We start from the raw sequence: 15,073 nt of genomic DNA, 5'->3' as shown, positions 1-15,073 counted from the left end.
CCGGACTGGACAGCAGATGGGTGCCCCGCAGGTGCGGAGGAGGTACCGCGATGACCAATCGAGCAAAGATCGCTGTCGGCGGGGTGGCGGTCGGGCTCCTGCTGTGGTGGCTGACGTCCTTCTGGATCGCCCTGCTGGTGATGGTGGGAGTGCCGGCGGTCGCCTACCTGGCGCTGGACCCCTCGCAGCGGCGCAGGCTGCGCAGAGTCAGCCGAAAGGAACTCGGCCGCTAGGCCCTGCCCGGCGCTCTTTCTCCGCTGAGGAGGTCTTGAGGAGGTCTCCTGCCCGGCGCGTGCTGGCTGCGCGGGCGCGGTGTGGCTGCGGGTGCAGTGCGCTGTAGGCGTGACGGCGTGACTGTGGGCCTCCGGGCCGAGGCCGGTGGACCGGCGGCCGTGAGACGGCGTTACGCGGCCGGCCGCACCGCGATGCCGTCGAGAGCCGTGAGCAACTCGGGCAGTTCGCGCCCCCGGCCCACCGGGCGTACCTCGCCGGGCGCCTCGTCCAGCAGCACGAACGCGATGTCGTCGGTGCGCGCGACAACGCTCCATCCGGGGCCGTCCGCGCGCAGCGTGCGGGCGTCACCCGAGGCGAAGGCGGACCGTATCCGCCCGGGTGGGGGAGGCGAGTCGAGGTAGCTCCGCACCTCCTCGAGCACGCGTCGTACCTGGGCGTCGGGCTCCTCCCCCGACTCCACGAACTCCACGTTCTCCTCGATCTGTGCCCGCCACTGTGCCCACTGGAGGGCGATCTCGTCGGCACCGAGTCGCCGCTGGGCGGGGCCCCAGCCGGAGGTGTCCGGGGGTGAGAGCATCGGGCCGCTCCCGGCAAGTTCTCCCTCCAGCACGGGATCGTGCGGCTCGGGCAGTCCGGGTGCGGAGACGGCCAGCTCGAGCGGCCATCCCGGCAGCGCGGCCACCACGTCCCGTTCGTCGGGGGAGAGGTCGGCCTCCATTCCGCAGTCCCACGCGGCGATGGCGCAGGCCACCTGCGTCACGTCCTCGGTCACCACGGTCCAGCGCGCGCCGGTACCGTCCTGCCCCAGCACGAGCCCGTACCCCTCGGCATAGGGCTCCAGCCGCAGCACAGCGCAGGCCGCGGGATAGTCGTCCCCTAGCACACTCGGGAACTGCGCGGGCGTCAGCAGCACGGCAGTCAGCACATACAGCGAATCTTCCTCTTCCGCGGCCACCGGCGACCTCCCCTTCCTGGCGGATCTCGGTGACGATAGCCCCCGGAACGCATCCGCGACAGATGGAACGGGTCCGCGACAGGCAGCCGAAATGTCTCCGTGACAGACGGCGAAATGTCCACGTGACAGACGAACGGACTCCAGGACCCGCCGAGAGAGGGGCACCCGTGCGGCGCTACGACCGGCTCAAGCACATCCTCCAGCTCGACCCGGAACGGAACTCGCACGAGATCTACCGTCTGATCGCGGCCTATGAGTTCCCCTGGGACTTCACCCGTGCTCTGGAACTCGCGCTGTACCGCACCTACGCGGTGCCCAGCATCGGCAGCCTGCTCGCCCGTACCGCAGAGCTGACGAACCGCTCACAGAAGCGCTACGACGACACCGCGCTCCTCCTGGACGCCGTAGTCGAGCACGGCTTCGACAGCCGGGAGGGACGCACGGCCATCCGGCGGATCAACCAGATGCACCGCGCCTACGACATCACCAACGACGACATGCGCTACGTCTTGTGCACATTCGTCGTCATGCCCAAGCGCTGGCTCGACGCCTTCGGCTGGCGCCGTCTCACCCGCCACGAGCTGCACGCCGTGAGCCACTATTACCGCACTCTCGGGCAGCACATGGGCATCAAGGAGATTCCTCGCACCTACGAGGAGTTCGAGGACTGCCTCGACTCCTACGAGGAGGCCCACTTCGGGTGGGACGAGGGGGCGCGGAAAGTCTCCGATGCCACTCTGGACCTGATGGCCTCCTGGTATCCGCGCCCACTCGCCCCACTGGTACGCGGAGCCAGCCTGGCGCTGCTGGACGATTCGCTGCTGAAAGCCTTCCGTTACGCCCAGCCCGCACCCCTCGCGCGTCGGCTCACACGAGGTGGGCTACGGCTCCGCGCGCGGGGCGTGCGGCTGCTGCCACCACGCCGCCGGCCGCACCACGCGCGGCAGAACCCGGAGATCAAGGGCTACCCCGGCTACCCGAACGGCTACCGGATCGCGGACCTGGGAACGTTCCCGGCCACACGCCCGGCGGGAGCCTCAGCCTGTCCTGTGCCGCATCCCCTGAACGAGGAGCAGGGACGGCCCTGATGCCAGGTGTCTCACCGTGGCGCCCGCTCCGCGAGCGCAAGATAGCGCTCGTCCTCGTCCACGTAGGACAGCAAGCGCCAGCCGGTGGCCGCCAGCAGCGCGCGCAACCGCGGTTCCGCCCTGATGTCGTCCGAGGTGATCTGCTTGCCCTGCCGGGCTGCCAGCGCCGCCCGGCCGACCGGGTGGAAGAGCGCGAGCGAGCCCCCCGGGCGGACCACGCGTGCCAGTTCCCGCAGCCCGCTCTCCGGACCGGGAAGGTGCGAGATGAGGCCGGCTCCGAACACGGCGTCCAGACTGCCGTCCCGCAGCGGCAGTTGTGAGACGTCCGCGAGCAGTAGGGCATCTGCGGCGTCCCGCCGGCCGGCCCGGGTCGCCTCCTCCAGCATCGCCGGGGTGAGATCAGCGCCCAGGACCGTGCCGCCCGGGCCCACGGCTGCGCGCAGCGCGGGCAGCGCACGTCCGGTGCCGCACCCCGCGTCGAGCACCGCGTCGCCGGGCCGCAGGCCGATGTCGTCCACGGCCGCGGCGAACGCGGGACCGTCGTCGGGGAACCGGGTGTCCCAGCGGGCGGCACGCTCACCGAAGAAAGAGCGGACCGCGGCCCGGTCCGCTGCCAAGTCGTGTGTCATGGTCCTCATCCTCGTGCCTTCTCGACGTGTCGCTCAAAGGCTGTTTCCTAACTGGAATGACAGCTGGGACGTTTGATGAACCTTGCGGGGGGCAAGCGCTGTTGCGGCACTAGGATTCGCTGCCATGCACTCGGCATCTCTGCTTCTCCACCTGCGCGGCGAACTCGAGGGCTTCCGCGCATGTCTCGACGGCGATTTGTCCGTCTCGGTGGAGCACTGCGGCGAGTGGACGCTGTACGACTTGGCGGAGCACCTGGGGAGTTCGAATCTGTGGGCGGCAGCCGCCGTGACCGAGCGGCGTGGCGACCACAAACCGCCGCCGGCTCCCCGTGACCCGGCAGAACTGACGCGGTGGTTCGATGAGGCGTCGGAGACGTTGCTCAAGGTCCTGGATACCGACCCGGCCACCGAAGCCTGGACGTTCCACCCACCCCACACGGTGGGTTTCTGGCAGCGGCGGCGCACCCTGGAGGCCCTCGTGCACCGATGGGATGCCGAGCACGCGCTGGGAACGACACGACCGCTCGACCCCGAACTCGCGGGCGAGGGAGTGGCAGAAGTCTTCGACACCTTGGCGCCGAGGCAGGTCGCGCGCGGCCGAGTGCACCCGCCGCGGAGTGCGCTGCGCCTCGAGGCCACGGACACCGGAACCTCCTGGACGTATGGTCCCGGAACTCCTGTGGCAACGCTTGCCGCACCGGCGGAGCAGCTCTTGCTCCTGCTGTGGGGGCGGATGCCCCGTACGAGCGGGATCTTCGACTGGACCGGCGACCGCCGCGCCGGTCTGGCCATCCTGGCCGACACGCCGACACGCCGACGCCCTGAGGCCGTGACGCCCTGATCGTGCGTGAGCCCCGCCCGCCGGGTTGAGGCCCCTTGTCGTCGAGGCGGCACGCTGTCCCAGGCCTGGCGCCCCGCCGCTCGACGAGCCGCCGTTCGCGATGCGATTGTGACAGGTGCGACAGGGGAGTAACTGTGCGCAACAGATCAGGTCCCCATGGTTGCTCACCGTGCTCTTGTGGGTAAGGGTGGCACGGCAGATGCCGAGGAAAAGGGGGCGCGGGGTGGCACTGAACACGGGACTCGACTGGTTGCTGGACGACCTCACGAAGCGGATCTCGTCGGTCCGGCACGCGCTGGTCCTGTCCAACGACGGGTTGGTCACCGGGAGCAGCCACGATCTCGAGCGGGAGGACGCCGAGCACTTGGCTGCGGTCTCCTCCGGGCTGCACAGCCTGGCCAAGGGGTCCGGCCAGCATTTCAAGGCAGGACGGGTGCGCCAGACGATGATCGAGTTCGACGAGGGGGTGCTCTTCGTGATGGCCGCGGGGGACGGCAGCTGTCTGTGTGTCCTCGCGGAGTCCGAAGCGGACATCGGCCAAGTCGCCTACGAGATGACCCTGTTGGTCAACCGGGTCGGCGAGCACCTGGGGCTGGCCGCGCGAAACGGCAACTGACCTGCGGTTTCGCAAGTTATCCACAGGCTCGGCGGGATTCTCGGCAGCGGACTATCGTCGTTCTCACGCAAGGTAGTCGAGGATCGACGGGGGATGACGAGATGGGACCAAAGCCCGTGGACCGCCGCGCGCCGGGGCAATTCCGCAGCGCGGCCGATGTAGCACCTCGCACCGCGGCCAAAGAGCTCGGGCTGCGACTGAGGGAGTTCGATCTGGCGGTGCGGATCGAGCAGGTACGCACCGTGCCGGGGGCGCCGGGCGGACCCCGAAGGGTGCCGCGCCAGGAGCTGGAGCGGATCAAGGCGGCTCCGGACTTCCCGCGCGGCCTGCGCGAGCGGCTGCGCGTCATGGGAGCGAGCGAGGCGTCGGAACTGCTGGACATCAGCCCCTCCCGCTTCGCCCGGCTCGCGAGGGCGGGCTGCTTCCACCCGGTCGGCTTCTATGTGAACCGGTACCGCACGGTGGTCTGGCTCTATCTCGCCGACGAGCTGCGAGACTTCGCGGACAACAGCTCCGCACTGCTCACCGGACGCCTGCCCGCGGGCATGCGGACGCGGCTGGAGGCCGGTACCGACGAGCGAGCCCGCCGCTGGCGGGAGAGGCGGGTCAAGCAGCTGGCCCGGCACACCGACAGCCACTGGGAGAGCGCTGCGGCAGCGGCGAGCGTGCTGGACGACGAGACTCTCGCTCGAGCCGTTCCCGACCCGGCTGAACGCTCTCGGCTCATGGCGCTGCGCCCGTGTCTGCACGAAGTACGCAGCGTCTCGCAAGCCACCCGGGCAATCCTGGAGGAACTCTGCCGGGCCGAGGGCGAGGAGGAGATCCGCTGGTACCGGTTCCTGCTGGACGCCGAGCTCGAGACAGCGAGGACCGCGGACGCGGTCGCGGCGACACTGGCCGGTCGAGGCCCTGCCGTTCCCGGAGTGGCATCCGGCCCGGGAGAGGGTGGCGCGTGGCCTGCGCCGGAGACGGGCACGCGGGCTGACCCCGGTACGGCACGGCGGGTCGCGGGGCCACCCACCGTCCCGGTTCCCCGCCGACGCTGGTCCCTGTTGCGCCGTCGGCGGCCGAAGACCACTCCCCGCCCCGCCGGATGAACCGGGGCAGGCGCCGCGAGCCGTTCCGGGCCGGGGAGCCCGAGGGACGGGGACGGGGCGGGCCCGATGACGGGGCGAGGCGTTCAGGAGGAGGACTGCTCCCGGTTCTCCTGAGCGGGGGACGCCTTCCGCTCCGGGCCGTGCGTACGGAACAGCCCTTCCTGCATCACGGAGACGGTCAGTCTGCCTTCGCGGTCGAAGATCTGGCCCCGGGCGAGCCCCCGCGCACCCGTGGCGATGGGTGACTCCTGCTGGTAGAGGAACCACTCGTCGGCGCGGAAGGGCCGGTGGAACCACATGGCGTGGTCCAGTGAGGCGGTGTCGAAGTTCCGCGGCCCCCACAGCGGCTCGACGGGGAGGCGCACAGCGTCGAGCAGGGTCATATCGCTGGCGTAGGTCAGCGCGCAGGTGTGCACCAGCGGGTCGTCCCCGAGCGACCCGATCGCACGCATCCACACCGCGCTGCGCGGCTCGACCCCTTCCAACTCGGAAGGGCTCCACCGCAGCCGTTCCACATAGCGCAGGTCGAAGGCCTGCCTGCGGGCCATCCGCTCCAGCGGTACGGGCAGCGAGCCGAGGCGCTCGCGGATCTCGTCCGCGAGCTGCGGAAGGCTCTCCGGCTCCGGCACCCGGGGCATCGGCAACTGGTGCTCGAAACCGGGCTCTCGTACATGAAAGGAGGCGGTCAGATTGAAGATCGTGCGGCCCTGCTGGACGGCGACCACGCGGCGCGTGGTGAAGGACCGCCCGTCCCGGACCCGCTCCACCTGGTACACGATCGGCACACCGGGGATCCCGGGACGCAGGAAGTACGCGTGCAGCGAGTGCACAGGACGCTCCTCGTCCACGGTGCGGCCCGCCGCCACCAGCGCCTGCCCGGCCACCTGTCCGCCGAAGACCCGCTGGAGCGACTCGTGGGGGCTCCGGCCCCGGAAGATGTTGAGGTCGATCTCTTCGAGGTTCAGCAGGTCGACAAGGCGTTCGGCAGGGCTGGGCCCGGTCATCTCGTCCGTTCCTTCCTCACGTCCAGGGCGGCCGTCACGCTGGGCGCCGCGCTCACATCGGACCCACGTCGGTCACCCTGACCACCGCACGGCCCTCCTCGTCCGAAGCCACGAGATCGACCTCGGCCGAGATACCCCAGTCATGATCGCCACGCGGGTCGGCGAAAGTCTGCCGGACGCGCCAGAGCCGGTCCTCCGGCACCTCCTCGATCCGCAACAGCCGGGGACCACGGGCGTCCGGGCCGGTGCCCAGCTCGTCGTACTCGTCCCAGTAGGTGTCCATGGCCTCGGCCCAGGCGTCCTCGTCCCAGCCGGACTCCCCGTCCAGCTCGCCGAGCTCGGCGAACTTGTCCAGGGCGGCCAGCTCGACCCTGCGGAACATCGCGTTGCGCACCAGGACCCGGAAGGCACGCGGGTTCGCGGTGACCGGCTTGACCTGGTCGGCGCGCTCCTGGGCCTCCTCCGCCGTCTCGTCTTCCGGATTGGCCAACTGCTCCCACTCGTCCAGCAGACTGGAGTCGACCTGCCGGACCATCTCCCCGAGCCACTCGATGATGTCCTGGAAGTCCTCCGACTTGAGGTCGTCGGGGACGGTGTGCTCGAGAGCCTTGTAGGCGCTCGCCAGGTAGCGCAGCACGATCCCCTCGGTGCGGGCGAGCTCGTAGAAGGAGACGAACTCGCTGAAGGTCATCGCCCGTTCGTACATGTCACGGACGACCGACTTGGGGGAGAGGGGGTGGTCTCCCACCCACGGGTGGGACTTGCGGTAGAGGCCGTAGGCGTGGAACAGCAGCTCTTCGAGGGGCTGCGGGTAGCTGATGTCCATCAGCCGCTCCATCCGCTCCTCGTATTCGATCCCGTCGGCCTTCATCTGGGCGACGGCCTCTCCCTTGGCCTTGTTGGTCTGCGCGGCGAGGATCTGGCGCGGGTCGTCCAGTGTCGACTCGACGACCGACACCATGTCCAGCGCGTAGGAGGGGGACTCGGGGTCGAGCAGTTCGAAGGCGGCGAGGGCGAAGGTGGAGAGCGGCTGGTTGAGAGCGAAGTCCTGCTGGAGGTCGACGGTCAGCCGGATGGTGCGCCCCTCGGCGTCCGGTTCGTCCAGCCGCTCGACGATTCCCCCGTCCAGCAGCGAGCGGTAGATGGCGATGGCCCGCCGGATGTGCCGCAGTTGGGAGCGGCGGTCCTCGTGGTTGTCCTCCAGCAGCCGCCGCATCTGGGTGAAAGCGTCACCGGGGCGGGCGATCACGGACAGCAGCATGGCGTGGGTCACCCGGAAGCGCGAGTTCAACGGCTCAGGGTCGGAGGCGATCAGCTTCTCGAAGGTCTGCTGCCCCCAGCTGACGAAGCCCTCCGGGGCCTTCTTGCGGACCACCTTGCGGCGCTTCTTCGGATCGTCGCCGGCCTTCGCCAGCGCCTTCTCGTTCTCGATCACGTGCTCGGGCGCCTGGGCGACGACAAAACCCGAGGTGTCGAAGCCCGCCCGGCCGGCCCGGCCGGCGATCTGGTGGAACTCGCGGGCGCGCAGGGTGCGCACCCGGTTGCCGTCGTACTTGGTGAGCGCGGTGAACAGCACGGTCCGGATGGGCACATTGACCCCGACACCGAGAGTGTCGGTACCGCAGATGACCTTCAACAGCCCCGCCTGCGCCAGCCGCTCCACCAGCCGCCGGTACTTCGGCAGCATCCCCGCGTGGTGGACGCCGATGCCGTGCCGCACATAGCGCGAGAGATTGCGGCCGAACTTGGTGGTGAAGCGGAAATTGCCGATGACCTTGGCGATCTCCTCCTTCTCCGCGCGGGTCGACATATTGATGCTCATCAGCGCCTGTGCCCGCTCCACCGCCTGCGCCTGGGTGAAGTGCACGATGTAGACCGGTGCCTGGTGGGTCTCCAGCAGTTCGGTCAGGGTCTCGGTGAGTGTCGTCGTGCGGTATTCGTACGACAGCGGTACCGGGCGTGTCGCCGAGCGCACCACGGCGGTGGGACGGCCGGTGCGGCGGGTCAGATCCTCCTCGAAGCGCGACACATCGCCCAATGTCGCCGACATCAGGATGAACTGCGCCTGAGGCAGCTCCAGCAGCGGGATCTGCCATGCCCAGCCCCGGTCCGGCTCGGCGTAGAAGTGGAACTCGTCCATCACCACCTGGCCGATGTCCGCCTCCGCCCCGTCACGCAGCGCGATCGAGGCGAGCACCTCGGCGGTGCAGCAGATGACGGGTGCGTCCGCGTTGACCGAGGCGTCGCCGGTGAGCATGCCGACGTTCTCGGTGCCGAACAGCTTGCACAGGTCGAAGAACTTCTCCGAGACCAGCGCCTTGATCGGGGCCGTGTAGAAAGTGACCTTGTCCTGGGCGAGTGCGGTGAAGTGAGCTCCTGCCGCGACCAGACTCTTGCCGGAACCCGTCGGGGTCGAGAGGATCACGTTCGCCCCCGACACCACCTCGATCAGCGCCTCTTCCTGGGCGGGGTAGAGCGAGATGCCCCGCTCTTCCGCCCACCCGGAGAAGGACTCGAAGAGGGCATCGGGATCGGCGTCGCTCGGCATCTGGTCGATAAGGGTGGCTGTCACGCCCCCCATACTGCCTGCTGCCCGGTCCGATCACGGAACCGGTCGGCTCCCGGTGATCACCAGACGCTACGCTGTGTCGCCGAACGGGCGTCAGACCCGGACGGGAGCAGCGCGGGGGCGCGGGGCGCGGCCCCGGCGGCGGGACCGCGACGTATGCGACACGAAGGACAGGGCGGGGATACGCATGATGGGACCGGCGCACTCGCTGTCGGGAGCAGCTGCCTGGCTCGGCGTAGGGGCCGTGGCGGCTGCGCTGGACCATCCGATGCCCTGGCCGGTGGTGGTGGTCGGCGCGCTGCTGTGCGCGGGGGCCGCGCTGGCGCCCGACCTCGACCAGAAGTCCGCCACCATCTCACGGGCCTTCGGACCGCTCTCCCACGCGCTGTGCGGAGTGGTCGACAAGCTGTCCACCGTGGTCTACAACAGCACCCGCTCCCGAGGCGAGCGGCACCGCTCCGGAGGCCACCGCACACTCACGCACACCTGGCCCTGGGCGCTGTTCATAGGCTCCGGCTTCTCAGCGGCCGCCGCCATCTGGGACCGCTGGGCGGTGCTGGTCATCCTCTTCATCCATGTGGTGCTGGCTGTCGAGGGACTGCTGTGGCGGATGGCCCGGGTCTCCAGCGATGTGCTGGTGTGGCTGCTGGGCGCCGCCTGCGCCTGGATCCTGGCCGGCGTGCTGGAGCAGCCGGGCAACGGCGCGGACTGGCTGTTCACCGGGGACGGCCAGGAGTACCTGTGGATGGGTGCGCCGATCGTGCTGGGTGCGATGGTGCACAACATCGGGGACGCCCTGACCATCTCAGGCTGCCCGATCCTGTGGCCGATCCCGATAGCGGGCAAGCGTTGGTACCCGCTCGGCACTCCCCGGTTCATGCGGTTCCGGGCGGGCGCCTGGGTGGAGAACGCCATACTGATGCCCGCCTTCATGGTGGTGAGCGGGGCCGGCAGCCTGGTCGCTCTCGGATTCATAGGCTGACGCGGCCCGCTCCCCGGCTGCGGTGCTCAGCGGCATCCGAGCACCCGGGCCCGGGCACGTCGGAAGGGCCGAGATCAACCGTGCCAGGAGCGCCACAGCGCGGCGTACGGGCCGTTCGCGGCCACCAGCGTTTCGTGGCTGCCCAGTTCGCTGATACGGCCGTCCTCCACCACCGCGATGACGTCGGCGTCGTGCGCCGTGTGCAGCCGGTGGGCGATCGCGACCACGGTGCGCCCCTGGAGGACCTGGCCCAGGGAGCGCTCCAGATGCCGGGCCGCACGGGGATCCAGCAGGGACGTCGCCTCGTCGAGGACGAGTGTGTGAGGGTCGGCGAGTACCAGGCGGGCCAGCGCGATCTGCTGTGCTTGGGCCGGGGTGACCGTCAGCCCGCCGGAACCGACCTCGCTGTCCAGCCCGTCGGCCAGCCCCCGTACCCAGCCGTCGGCGTCCACTGCACCCAGTGCGGCCCAGAGCTCGGCGTCGTCGGCGTCCTGCCGGGCCAGCAACAGGTTGTCGCGCAGGGTGCCGACGAAGACGTGGTGCTCCTGGTTGACCAGCGCCACATGGCGGCGCACTTCCTCGGCGGGCAGCTCGCTCAGCTCGGTGCCGCCCAGTGTGACCTCGCCCCGGCGGGGTCCGTATATCCCGGCCAGCAGCCGTCCCAGAGTGGACTTGCCCGCACCCGACGGGCCGACCAGCGCCACACGACTGCCTGGGGTGACCTCCAGCGTGACCCCGTGCAGCACGTCGACATCCGCGTGATAGCCGAACCGCACCTCGTTGGCGCGCACCTCCTTGCCGCCCGGGGCCGTGCCGCTGCCCGCTTCCTGCTCGATCTCGCGTACTCCCACCAGACGGGCCAGCGAGACCTGGGCGACCTGGAGCTCGTCGTACCAGCGCAGGATCAGTCCCACGGGCTCGACCAGCATCTGGGCGAGCAGCGCGCCGGTCGTGAGCTGTCCGACGCCGATCCACCCCTGAAGGACGAAAACGCCGCCCAGCAGCAGCACGCCTCCCATGATCAGCATGTTGCTGAGGTTGATGGCCGGAAAGAGCACGGTGCGCAGCCACAGCGTCCTGCGCTCCCAGGCCGTCCACTCGGCGACGCGGCGCTCGGAGAGCGCCACCCGTCGGGCGCCCAGCCGGTGCGCCTCCACGGTCCTGCCCGCGTCCACCGTCTCGGCGAGGGCCGCCGCCACCGCCGCGTAACCGGCGGCCTCGGCCCGGTAGGCGTGCGGCGCCCGGCGGAAGTACCACCGGCAGCTGACGAACAGCACAGGAAGCGCGATCAGTACCGCCAGGGCCAGCGACGGTGCGGTGATACACAGGGCCGCCACCAGCAGCGCCGTCCACACCAGGCCGATCGCCAACTGCGGCACGGCCTTCCGCATGGCGTCGGCGAGCCGGTCGATGTCGGTGGTGATCCGGGAGAGCAGGTCGCCGGTCCCGGCTCGCTCCAGCACGCTCGGCGGCAGCCCGACCGAGCGGACGAGGAAGTCCTCGCGCAGGTCGGCCAGCATCTCCTCGCCCAGCATCGCGCCGCGCAGGCGCACCTGCTGGGTGAAGACCGTCTGCACCACCAGGGCGAGTGCGAACAGGGCGGTGACACGGCCCAGTTGCAGCTCCTGTTCGCCTGCCGCCAGGTCGTCCACCACCCCGCCCAGCAGCCGCGGTCCCACCATGGAGGCGACGACGGCCACGGTGTTCACGACGATGAGCAGTGTGAAGGTACGCCGGTGCCGCCGCAGCAGTTCGCGCACGTAGGAGCGGACGGTCGTGGGGGAGCCGACCGGGAGGATGGTGAGATCCTCGGGAGCGGACGGATCGTAGTCGGGCTCCGGTACGCCGAAGTTGCGTCCCTCGGACCCCCGTGGGAGGAGTTGCCGGGGATCTCGGCGGTTCTCGGACACCGCCGAGTTGCTCTCGGGACTCATGCCGATTCGACTCCCTCGGTCTGCGCACGCTGGTCGGTCTGCGCACGCTGGTCGCGCTGGCTTGTCCGCGTCCGCGCCCGCTCCCGCGCCCGTGACGCGTCGGCCTCCCGCGCCCGTGACGCGTCGGCGTGGTGCTGCGGTTCGCGGGTGACGACGGCCCGGTATGCCGTGTCGGAGCGCAGGAGCTGTCGGTGGGTGCCCGTGGCCGCGACAGTGTCTCCTTGGACGAAGACGACACGATCGGCACGGTCGAGCAGCAGCGGGCTGGAGGAGAAGACCACCGTCGTCCGGCCGGCTCTGAGCTCGGCCAGCTCACGCGCGATGCGTGCCTCCGTGTGGGAGTCGACGGCCGAGGTGGGCTCGTCCATGACCAGTACCTCCGGGTCCGTGATCAGCGACCGGGCCAGCGCGAGACGTTGCCGCTGGCCGCCGGAGAGCGACCGGCCGCGTTCGGTGATCCGGGCCCGCATCGGGTCGCCCTCCGCGTCCGGGCTGCCTTGCACCAGTGCCCCGAGGACATCGGTGCACTGTGCGGCGTTCAGCGCCTCGGCAGCGCCTACCCGGCCGGAGGAGGGCACGTTCAGCAGTTCGCCGAGCGTGCCCGAGAGCAGCACCGGGTCCTTGTCCTGCACGAGGACGGCGGCCCGGGCCTCCTCCAGCGGCAGGGTGTCGAGGGGGACGCCGTTCAGCAGCACGGAAGGCGGCACAGATGCGTCGGCCTGTTGCCCGGCGCTCGCACTCCCGCCCGGATCATCGGCGGACGCAGCACCGTCGGCCGCACCACCGGCGGTCCCAGCACCGACGGCCTCGGCCTCAGCACCGACTTCCGGGGCATCGGCGGCCGAGGCCGGGTGTCCACCCAGCCGTTCCGCGAGCCGCCCCGCCGCGTCCGGATCGCCGCAGACCACGGCGGTCAGCCGGGCGGCCGGGGCGTGCAGTCCGGTGAGGGAGTCGTAGAGCCCCTCCCGTGGTCCCGCGTCCGAGGACGCGGCCGCGCTCTGCTCGCGGCCCGCGTGCGCGCCGCGTTCCTCCCCCGGTCGCCGCAGTCCCAGCACTCGTGCCGCGCGGGCGGCCGACGGGCGGGAGAACGAGTACGACATGGCGAACTCGCCGAAGAGCTGCAGCGGGAGAAGGAGGAAGCTGATCGCCCCGTAGACCATGACCAGTTCGCCGACCGCGATGTGCCCGTCCAGCGCCAGCCGGGTGCCGTACCAGACGACGCCGACCAGCAGCAGGCCCGGCAGCGCCACCTGGAGAGCCTCGATGAACGACCACATCCGGGCCGTGCGTACGGCGGCGTGCCGCACCTGCTGGGACGCTTGCCGGTAGCGGGCGAGGAAGAGCTCCTCGCCGCCGATGCCGCGCAGCACCCGCAGACCGGCGACCGTGTCCGCCGCCAGCTCGGTTGCCCGTCCGGCCCGCTCGCGCTGCGCGTCGGCGCGCCGGGTCGCCTTCGGCAGCAGCGGAAGCACGGTCAGTGCCAGCGCGAGCATGCCCGCACAGGCCAGCAGGCCCAACTGGGGCTGGTAGGCCACCAGCGCGGCGCAGACGCCCAGGGTCGTCAGCAGGGCCGCGCTGAAGCGGGACACAGCCTCCACACACCATCCGATGCGCTCGATGTCGCCTGTGGAGACGGCGACGACTTCTCCGGCCGCGACCCGGCGGGTGAGGGTGGCTCCCAGCGCCGCGGTACGGCGGGCCAGCAGTTGCTGGATACGGGCGGCCGCGGTGATCCAGTTGGTGACGGCGACCCTGTGCAGCATGGTGTCGCCGACCGTCACGGCAACGGTGACGACGGCCATCGCCACCCCGGCCAGGGCGAGATCGTTCCCCGAGCGGTGCACCACGGCGGTCACGGCCAGCCCGGCGACGGCGGGGAACGAGGCGATGGATGCGAGCTGCAGCACCCCCCAACCCAGGGCCTTGAGCTGGCCGCCCCACTGCTTGCGCCCCAGCCACAGGAGCAGCCGCAAGCCCGACCGGACGTCGGGAGTGCCGGGGTCGCTGTAGGGGAGGTCGCGAATCTGCATGGCGTTCCAGGGGTCTCGAAACCGCACGGATACAGGGCAGGGGCTGGTACTGCACGGAACTGGTGCGGGACGGTCGGGAGAGGGCAAGCGGGCAGGCGGCAGCAGTCCTGCGGGTGTTCGCCGATCCCACCCGGTCACTCGCCGAATGGCAACGGGTTTTCCCGCTCACGGACGCACTTTTGGCCAATGCGAGGATGGAGGGCATGGGCATGCGTGGGGCAGTACGTACAGGCACCGGGACCGCTCGGCGCGAGGCTGCGGAAGGCCGTCCGCTGTGCGAGACCGCGAACGGGATTCCGCGGCGCGAGGCGGTGAACGGGACCAGAGCCGGCCTGCGGGCGAAGGCCAGGGCCGCGCTGGTCGCCGTCGCGGGCGGGACGGTGCTGGTGCTACTGCTGTCCGGCTGCGGCGGAAACGATGGCGGCGGGAACGGCGGCGACCACGGCTCGGGCAGGGGGAAGAACGCGAAGGCCTCCGAGCCGTTTCCGCAGGCGGAACTGGCCAAGGACCCCACCCGGATCCCCGGTGTGGGTGATCGTCTCCAGGCGAAGATCCCCAAGAACGCCGCGCAAGTGGTGGCCGTCGAGGGCAAGGGCAAGGACTCGGCCGATGCGACGGTGCGGCTCTACTCGAAGCACGGCAAGAAGTGGCGTGAGGACCACAGTTGGGCCGCGCACAATGGCAAGAAGGGCTGGACGCACAACCACCACGAGGGCGACAAGCGCAGCCCGGTCGGGGTCTTCACGCTCTCGGACGCGGGCGGCGTACTGCCGGAGCCGGACGCCAAGCTGCCGTACACGCAGACCTCGGCGTTCACCCCGCCCTCGTACTGGCCGAAGAAGACCCGGCACGACTTCGACCATGTGATCGCCATCGACTACAACCGTGTGAAGGGCACTTCCCCCCTCGACCCGACCCGGCCGCAGGGCAAGGCCAAGGGGGGCAGCATCTGGCTGCACATGGATCACGGCAGCGGCACGTCAGGCTGTGTGAGCCTGTCCAAGTCCGGCATGCGGACGCTGCTGCGTACGCTCGATCCGAAACAGCATCCCGTGGTGGTGATGGGCGACAAGGCGTCGCTCAAGCGCTGAGGG

General features: G+C 70.4%; 13 protein-coding genes. 7 read left to right on the top strand and 6 right to left on the bottom strand.

Annotated elements, in window-relative coordinates:
* Positions 1 to 50 precede the first annotated feature (50 nt).
* On the top strand, positions 51 to 233 hold the full coding sequence (locus tag HC362_RS03015; protein ID WP_243082216.1) for a hypothetical protein: 183 nt from the start codon (positions 51 to 53) through the stop codon (positions 231 to 233).
* Between the two features lie 170 nt (positions 234 to 403).
* On the opposite strand, the gene HC362_RS03010 is transcribed toward HC362_RS03015, so the two are convergent.
* Positions 404 to 1,189, bottom strand: coding sequence for a hypothetical protein (locus tag HC362_RS03010; RefSeq protein WP_243082215.1), 786 nt, complete (start codon positions 1,187 to 1,189; stop codon positions 404 to 406).
* 167 nt (positions 1,190 to 1,356) lie between these two features.
* On the opposite strand from HC362_RS03010, the gene HC362_RS03005 reads away from it, so the two are divergent.
* Positions 1,357 to 2,277, top strand: a complete 921-nt coding sequence (locus HC362_RS03005; protein ID WP_243082214.1) for an oxygenase MpaB family protein — start codon at positions 1,357 to 1,359, stop codon at positions 2,275 to 2,277.
* An 11-nt stretch (positions 2,278 to 2,288) separates the two neighbouring features.
* On the opposite strand, the gene HC362_RS03000 is transcribed toward HC362_RS03005, so the two are convergent.
* Positions 2,289 to 2,906, bottom strand: a complete 618-nt coding sequence (locus tag HC362_RS03000; RefSeq protein ID WP_243082213.1) for a methyltransferase domain-containing protein — start codon at positions 2,904 to 2,906, stop codon at positions 2,289 to 2,291.
* A gap of 124 nt (positions 2,907 to 3,030) precedes the next feature.
* Between HC362_RS03000 and HC362_RS02995 the strand changes: the two genes are divergently transcribed.
* The 3 genes from HC362_RS02995 (at position 3,031) to HC362_RS02985 (ending at position 5,460) form a co-directional block, all read left to right on the top strand.
* Complete coding sequence (locus tag HC362_RS02995; RefSeq protein WP_243082212.1) at positions 3,031 to 3,747, top strand: maleylpyruvate isomerase family mycothiol-dependent enzyme; 717 nt, start codon at positions 3,031 to 3,033, stop codon at positions 3,745 to 3,747.
* A gap of 223 nt (positions 3,748 to 3,970) precedes the next feature.
* On the top strand, positions 3,971 to 4,363 hold the full coding sequence (locus HC362_RS02990; RefSeq protein WP_209268366.1) for a roadblock/LC7 domain-containing protein: 393 nt from the start codon (positions 3,971 to 3,973) through the stop codon (positions 4,361 to 4,363).
* 101 nt (positions 4,364 to 4,464) lie between these two features.
* Positions 4,465 to 5,460, top strand: a complete 996-nt coding sequence (locus HC362_RS02985) for a DUF6397 family protein (protein ID WP_243082211.1) — start codon at positions 4,465 to 4,467, stop codon at positions 5,458 to 5,460.
* 83 nt (positions 5,461 to 5,543) lie between these two features.
* Here the strand turns inward: HC362_RS02985 and tesB are convergent, their stop codons facing one another.
* Positions 5,544 to 6,464 carry an acyl-CoA thioesterase II gene (gene tesB, locus HC362_RS02980; RefSeq protein ID WP_243082210.1) on the bottom strand — a complete coding sequence of 307 codons (921 nt, stop codon included), beginning with the start codon at positions 6,462 to 6,464 and terminating at the stop codon, positions 5,544 to 5,546.
* Between the two features lie 52 nt (positions 6,465 to 6,516).
* The gene (locus tag HC362_RS02975) at positions 6,517 to 9,045 is read right to left on the bottom strand and encodes a DEAD/DEAH box helicase (protein ID WP_243082209.1); all 2,529 of its coding nucleotides are present in this window, start codon (positions 9,043 to 9,045) and stop codon (positions 6,517 to 6,519) included.
* Between the two features lie 175 nt (positions 9,046 to 9,220).
* On the opposite strand from HC362_RS02975, the gene HC362_RS02970 reads away from it, so the two are divergent.
* Positions 9,221 to 10,015, top strand: a complete 795-nt coding sequence (locus HC362_RS02970) for a metal-dependent hydrolase (protein ID WP_243082208.1) — start codon at positions 9,221 to 9,223, stop codon at positions 10,013 to 10,015.
* A 74-nt stretch (positions 10,016 to 10,089) separates the two neighbouring features.
* Here the strand turns inward: HC362_RS02970 and HC362_RS02965 are convergent, their stop codons facing one another.
* Positions 10,090 to 11,949 carry an ABC transporter ATP-binding protein gene (locus tag HC362_RS02965; RefSeq protein ID WP_243082207.1) on the bottom strand — a complete coding sequence of 620 codons (1,860 nt, stop codon included), beginning with the start codon at positions 11,947 to 11,949 and terminating at the stop codon, positions 10,090 to 10,092.
* On the bottom strand, positions 11,946 to 13,979 hold the full coding sequence (locus HC362_RS02960) for an ABC transporter ATP-binding protein (RefSeq protein WP_243082206.1): 2,034 nt from the start codon (positions 13,977 to 13,979) through the stop codon (positions 11,946 to 11,948). Before HC362_RS02960 ends, HC362_RS02965 begins: the two co-directional genes overlap by 4 nt.
* A 203-nt stretch (positions 13,980 to 14,182) precedes the next feature.
* Here HC362_RS02960 and HC362_RS02955 point away from each other — a divergent pair, with 203 nt between their 5' ends.
* The gene (locus HC362_RS02955; RefSeq protein ID WP_243082205.1) at positions 14,183 to 15,070 is read left to right on the top strand and encodes a L,D-transpeptidase family protein; all 888 of its coding nucleotides are present in this window, start codon (positions 14,183 to 14,185) and stop codon (positions 15,068 to 15,070) included.
* Positions 15,071 to 15,073: the final 3 nt, after the last annotated feature.

The sequence above is a fragment of the Streptomyces sp. 891-h genome, assembly GCF_022760275.1.
Taxonomy (GTDB): domain Bacteria; phylum Actinomycetota; class Actinomycetes; order Streptomycetales; family Streptomycetaceae; genus Streptomyces; species Streptomyces spirodelae.
The sequence above is the reverse complement of the archived record's forward strand: the minus strand, read 5'-3'. Positions and strand labels throughout refer to the sequence as shown.

Excerpts from the sequence above, each read along its gene's own strand:
- HC362_RS03015 (WP_243082216.1), top strand. The coding sequence starts at position 51 with ATGACCAATCGAGCAAAGATCGCTGTCGGCGGGGTGGCGGTCGGGCTC.
- HC362_RS03000 (WP_243082213.1), bottom strand. The coding sequence starts at position 2,906 with ATGACACACGACTTGGCAGCGGACCGGGCCGCGGTCCGCTCTTTCTTC.
- HC362_RS02995 (WP_243082212.1), top strand. The coding sequence starts at position 3,031 with ATGCACTCGGCATCTCTGCTTCTCCACCTGCGCGGCGAACTCGAGGGC.
- HC362_RS02985 (WP_243082211.1), top strand. The coding sequence starts at position 4,465 with ATGGGACCAAAGCCCGTGGACCGCCGCGCGCCGGGGCAATTCCGCAGC.
- tesB (WP_243082210.1), bottom strand. The coding sequence starts at position 6,464 with ATGACCGGGCCCAGCCCTGCCGAACGCCTTGTCGACCTGCTGAACCTC.
- HC362_RS02975 (WP_243082209.1), bottom strand. The coding sequence starts at position 9,045 with ATGGGGGGCGTGACAGCCACCCTTATCGACCAGATGCCGAGCGACGCC.
- HC362_RS02970 (WP_243082208.1), top strand. The coding sequence starts at position 9,221 with ATGATGGGACCGGCGCACTCGCTGTCGGGAGCAGCTGCCTGGCTCGGC.
- HC362_RS02965 (WP_243082207.1), bottom strand. The coding sequence starts at position 11,949 with ATGAGTCCCGAGAGCAACTCGGCGGTGTCCGAGAACCGCCGAGATCCC.
- HC362_RS02960 (WP_243082206.1), bottom strand. The coding sequence starts at position 13,979 with ATGCAGATTCGCGACCTCCCCTACAGCGACCCCGGCACTCCCGACGTC.
- HC362_RS02955 (WP_243082205.1), top strand. The coding sequence starts at position 14,183 with ATGGGCATGCGTGGGGCAGTACGTACAGGCACCGGGACCGCTCGGCGC.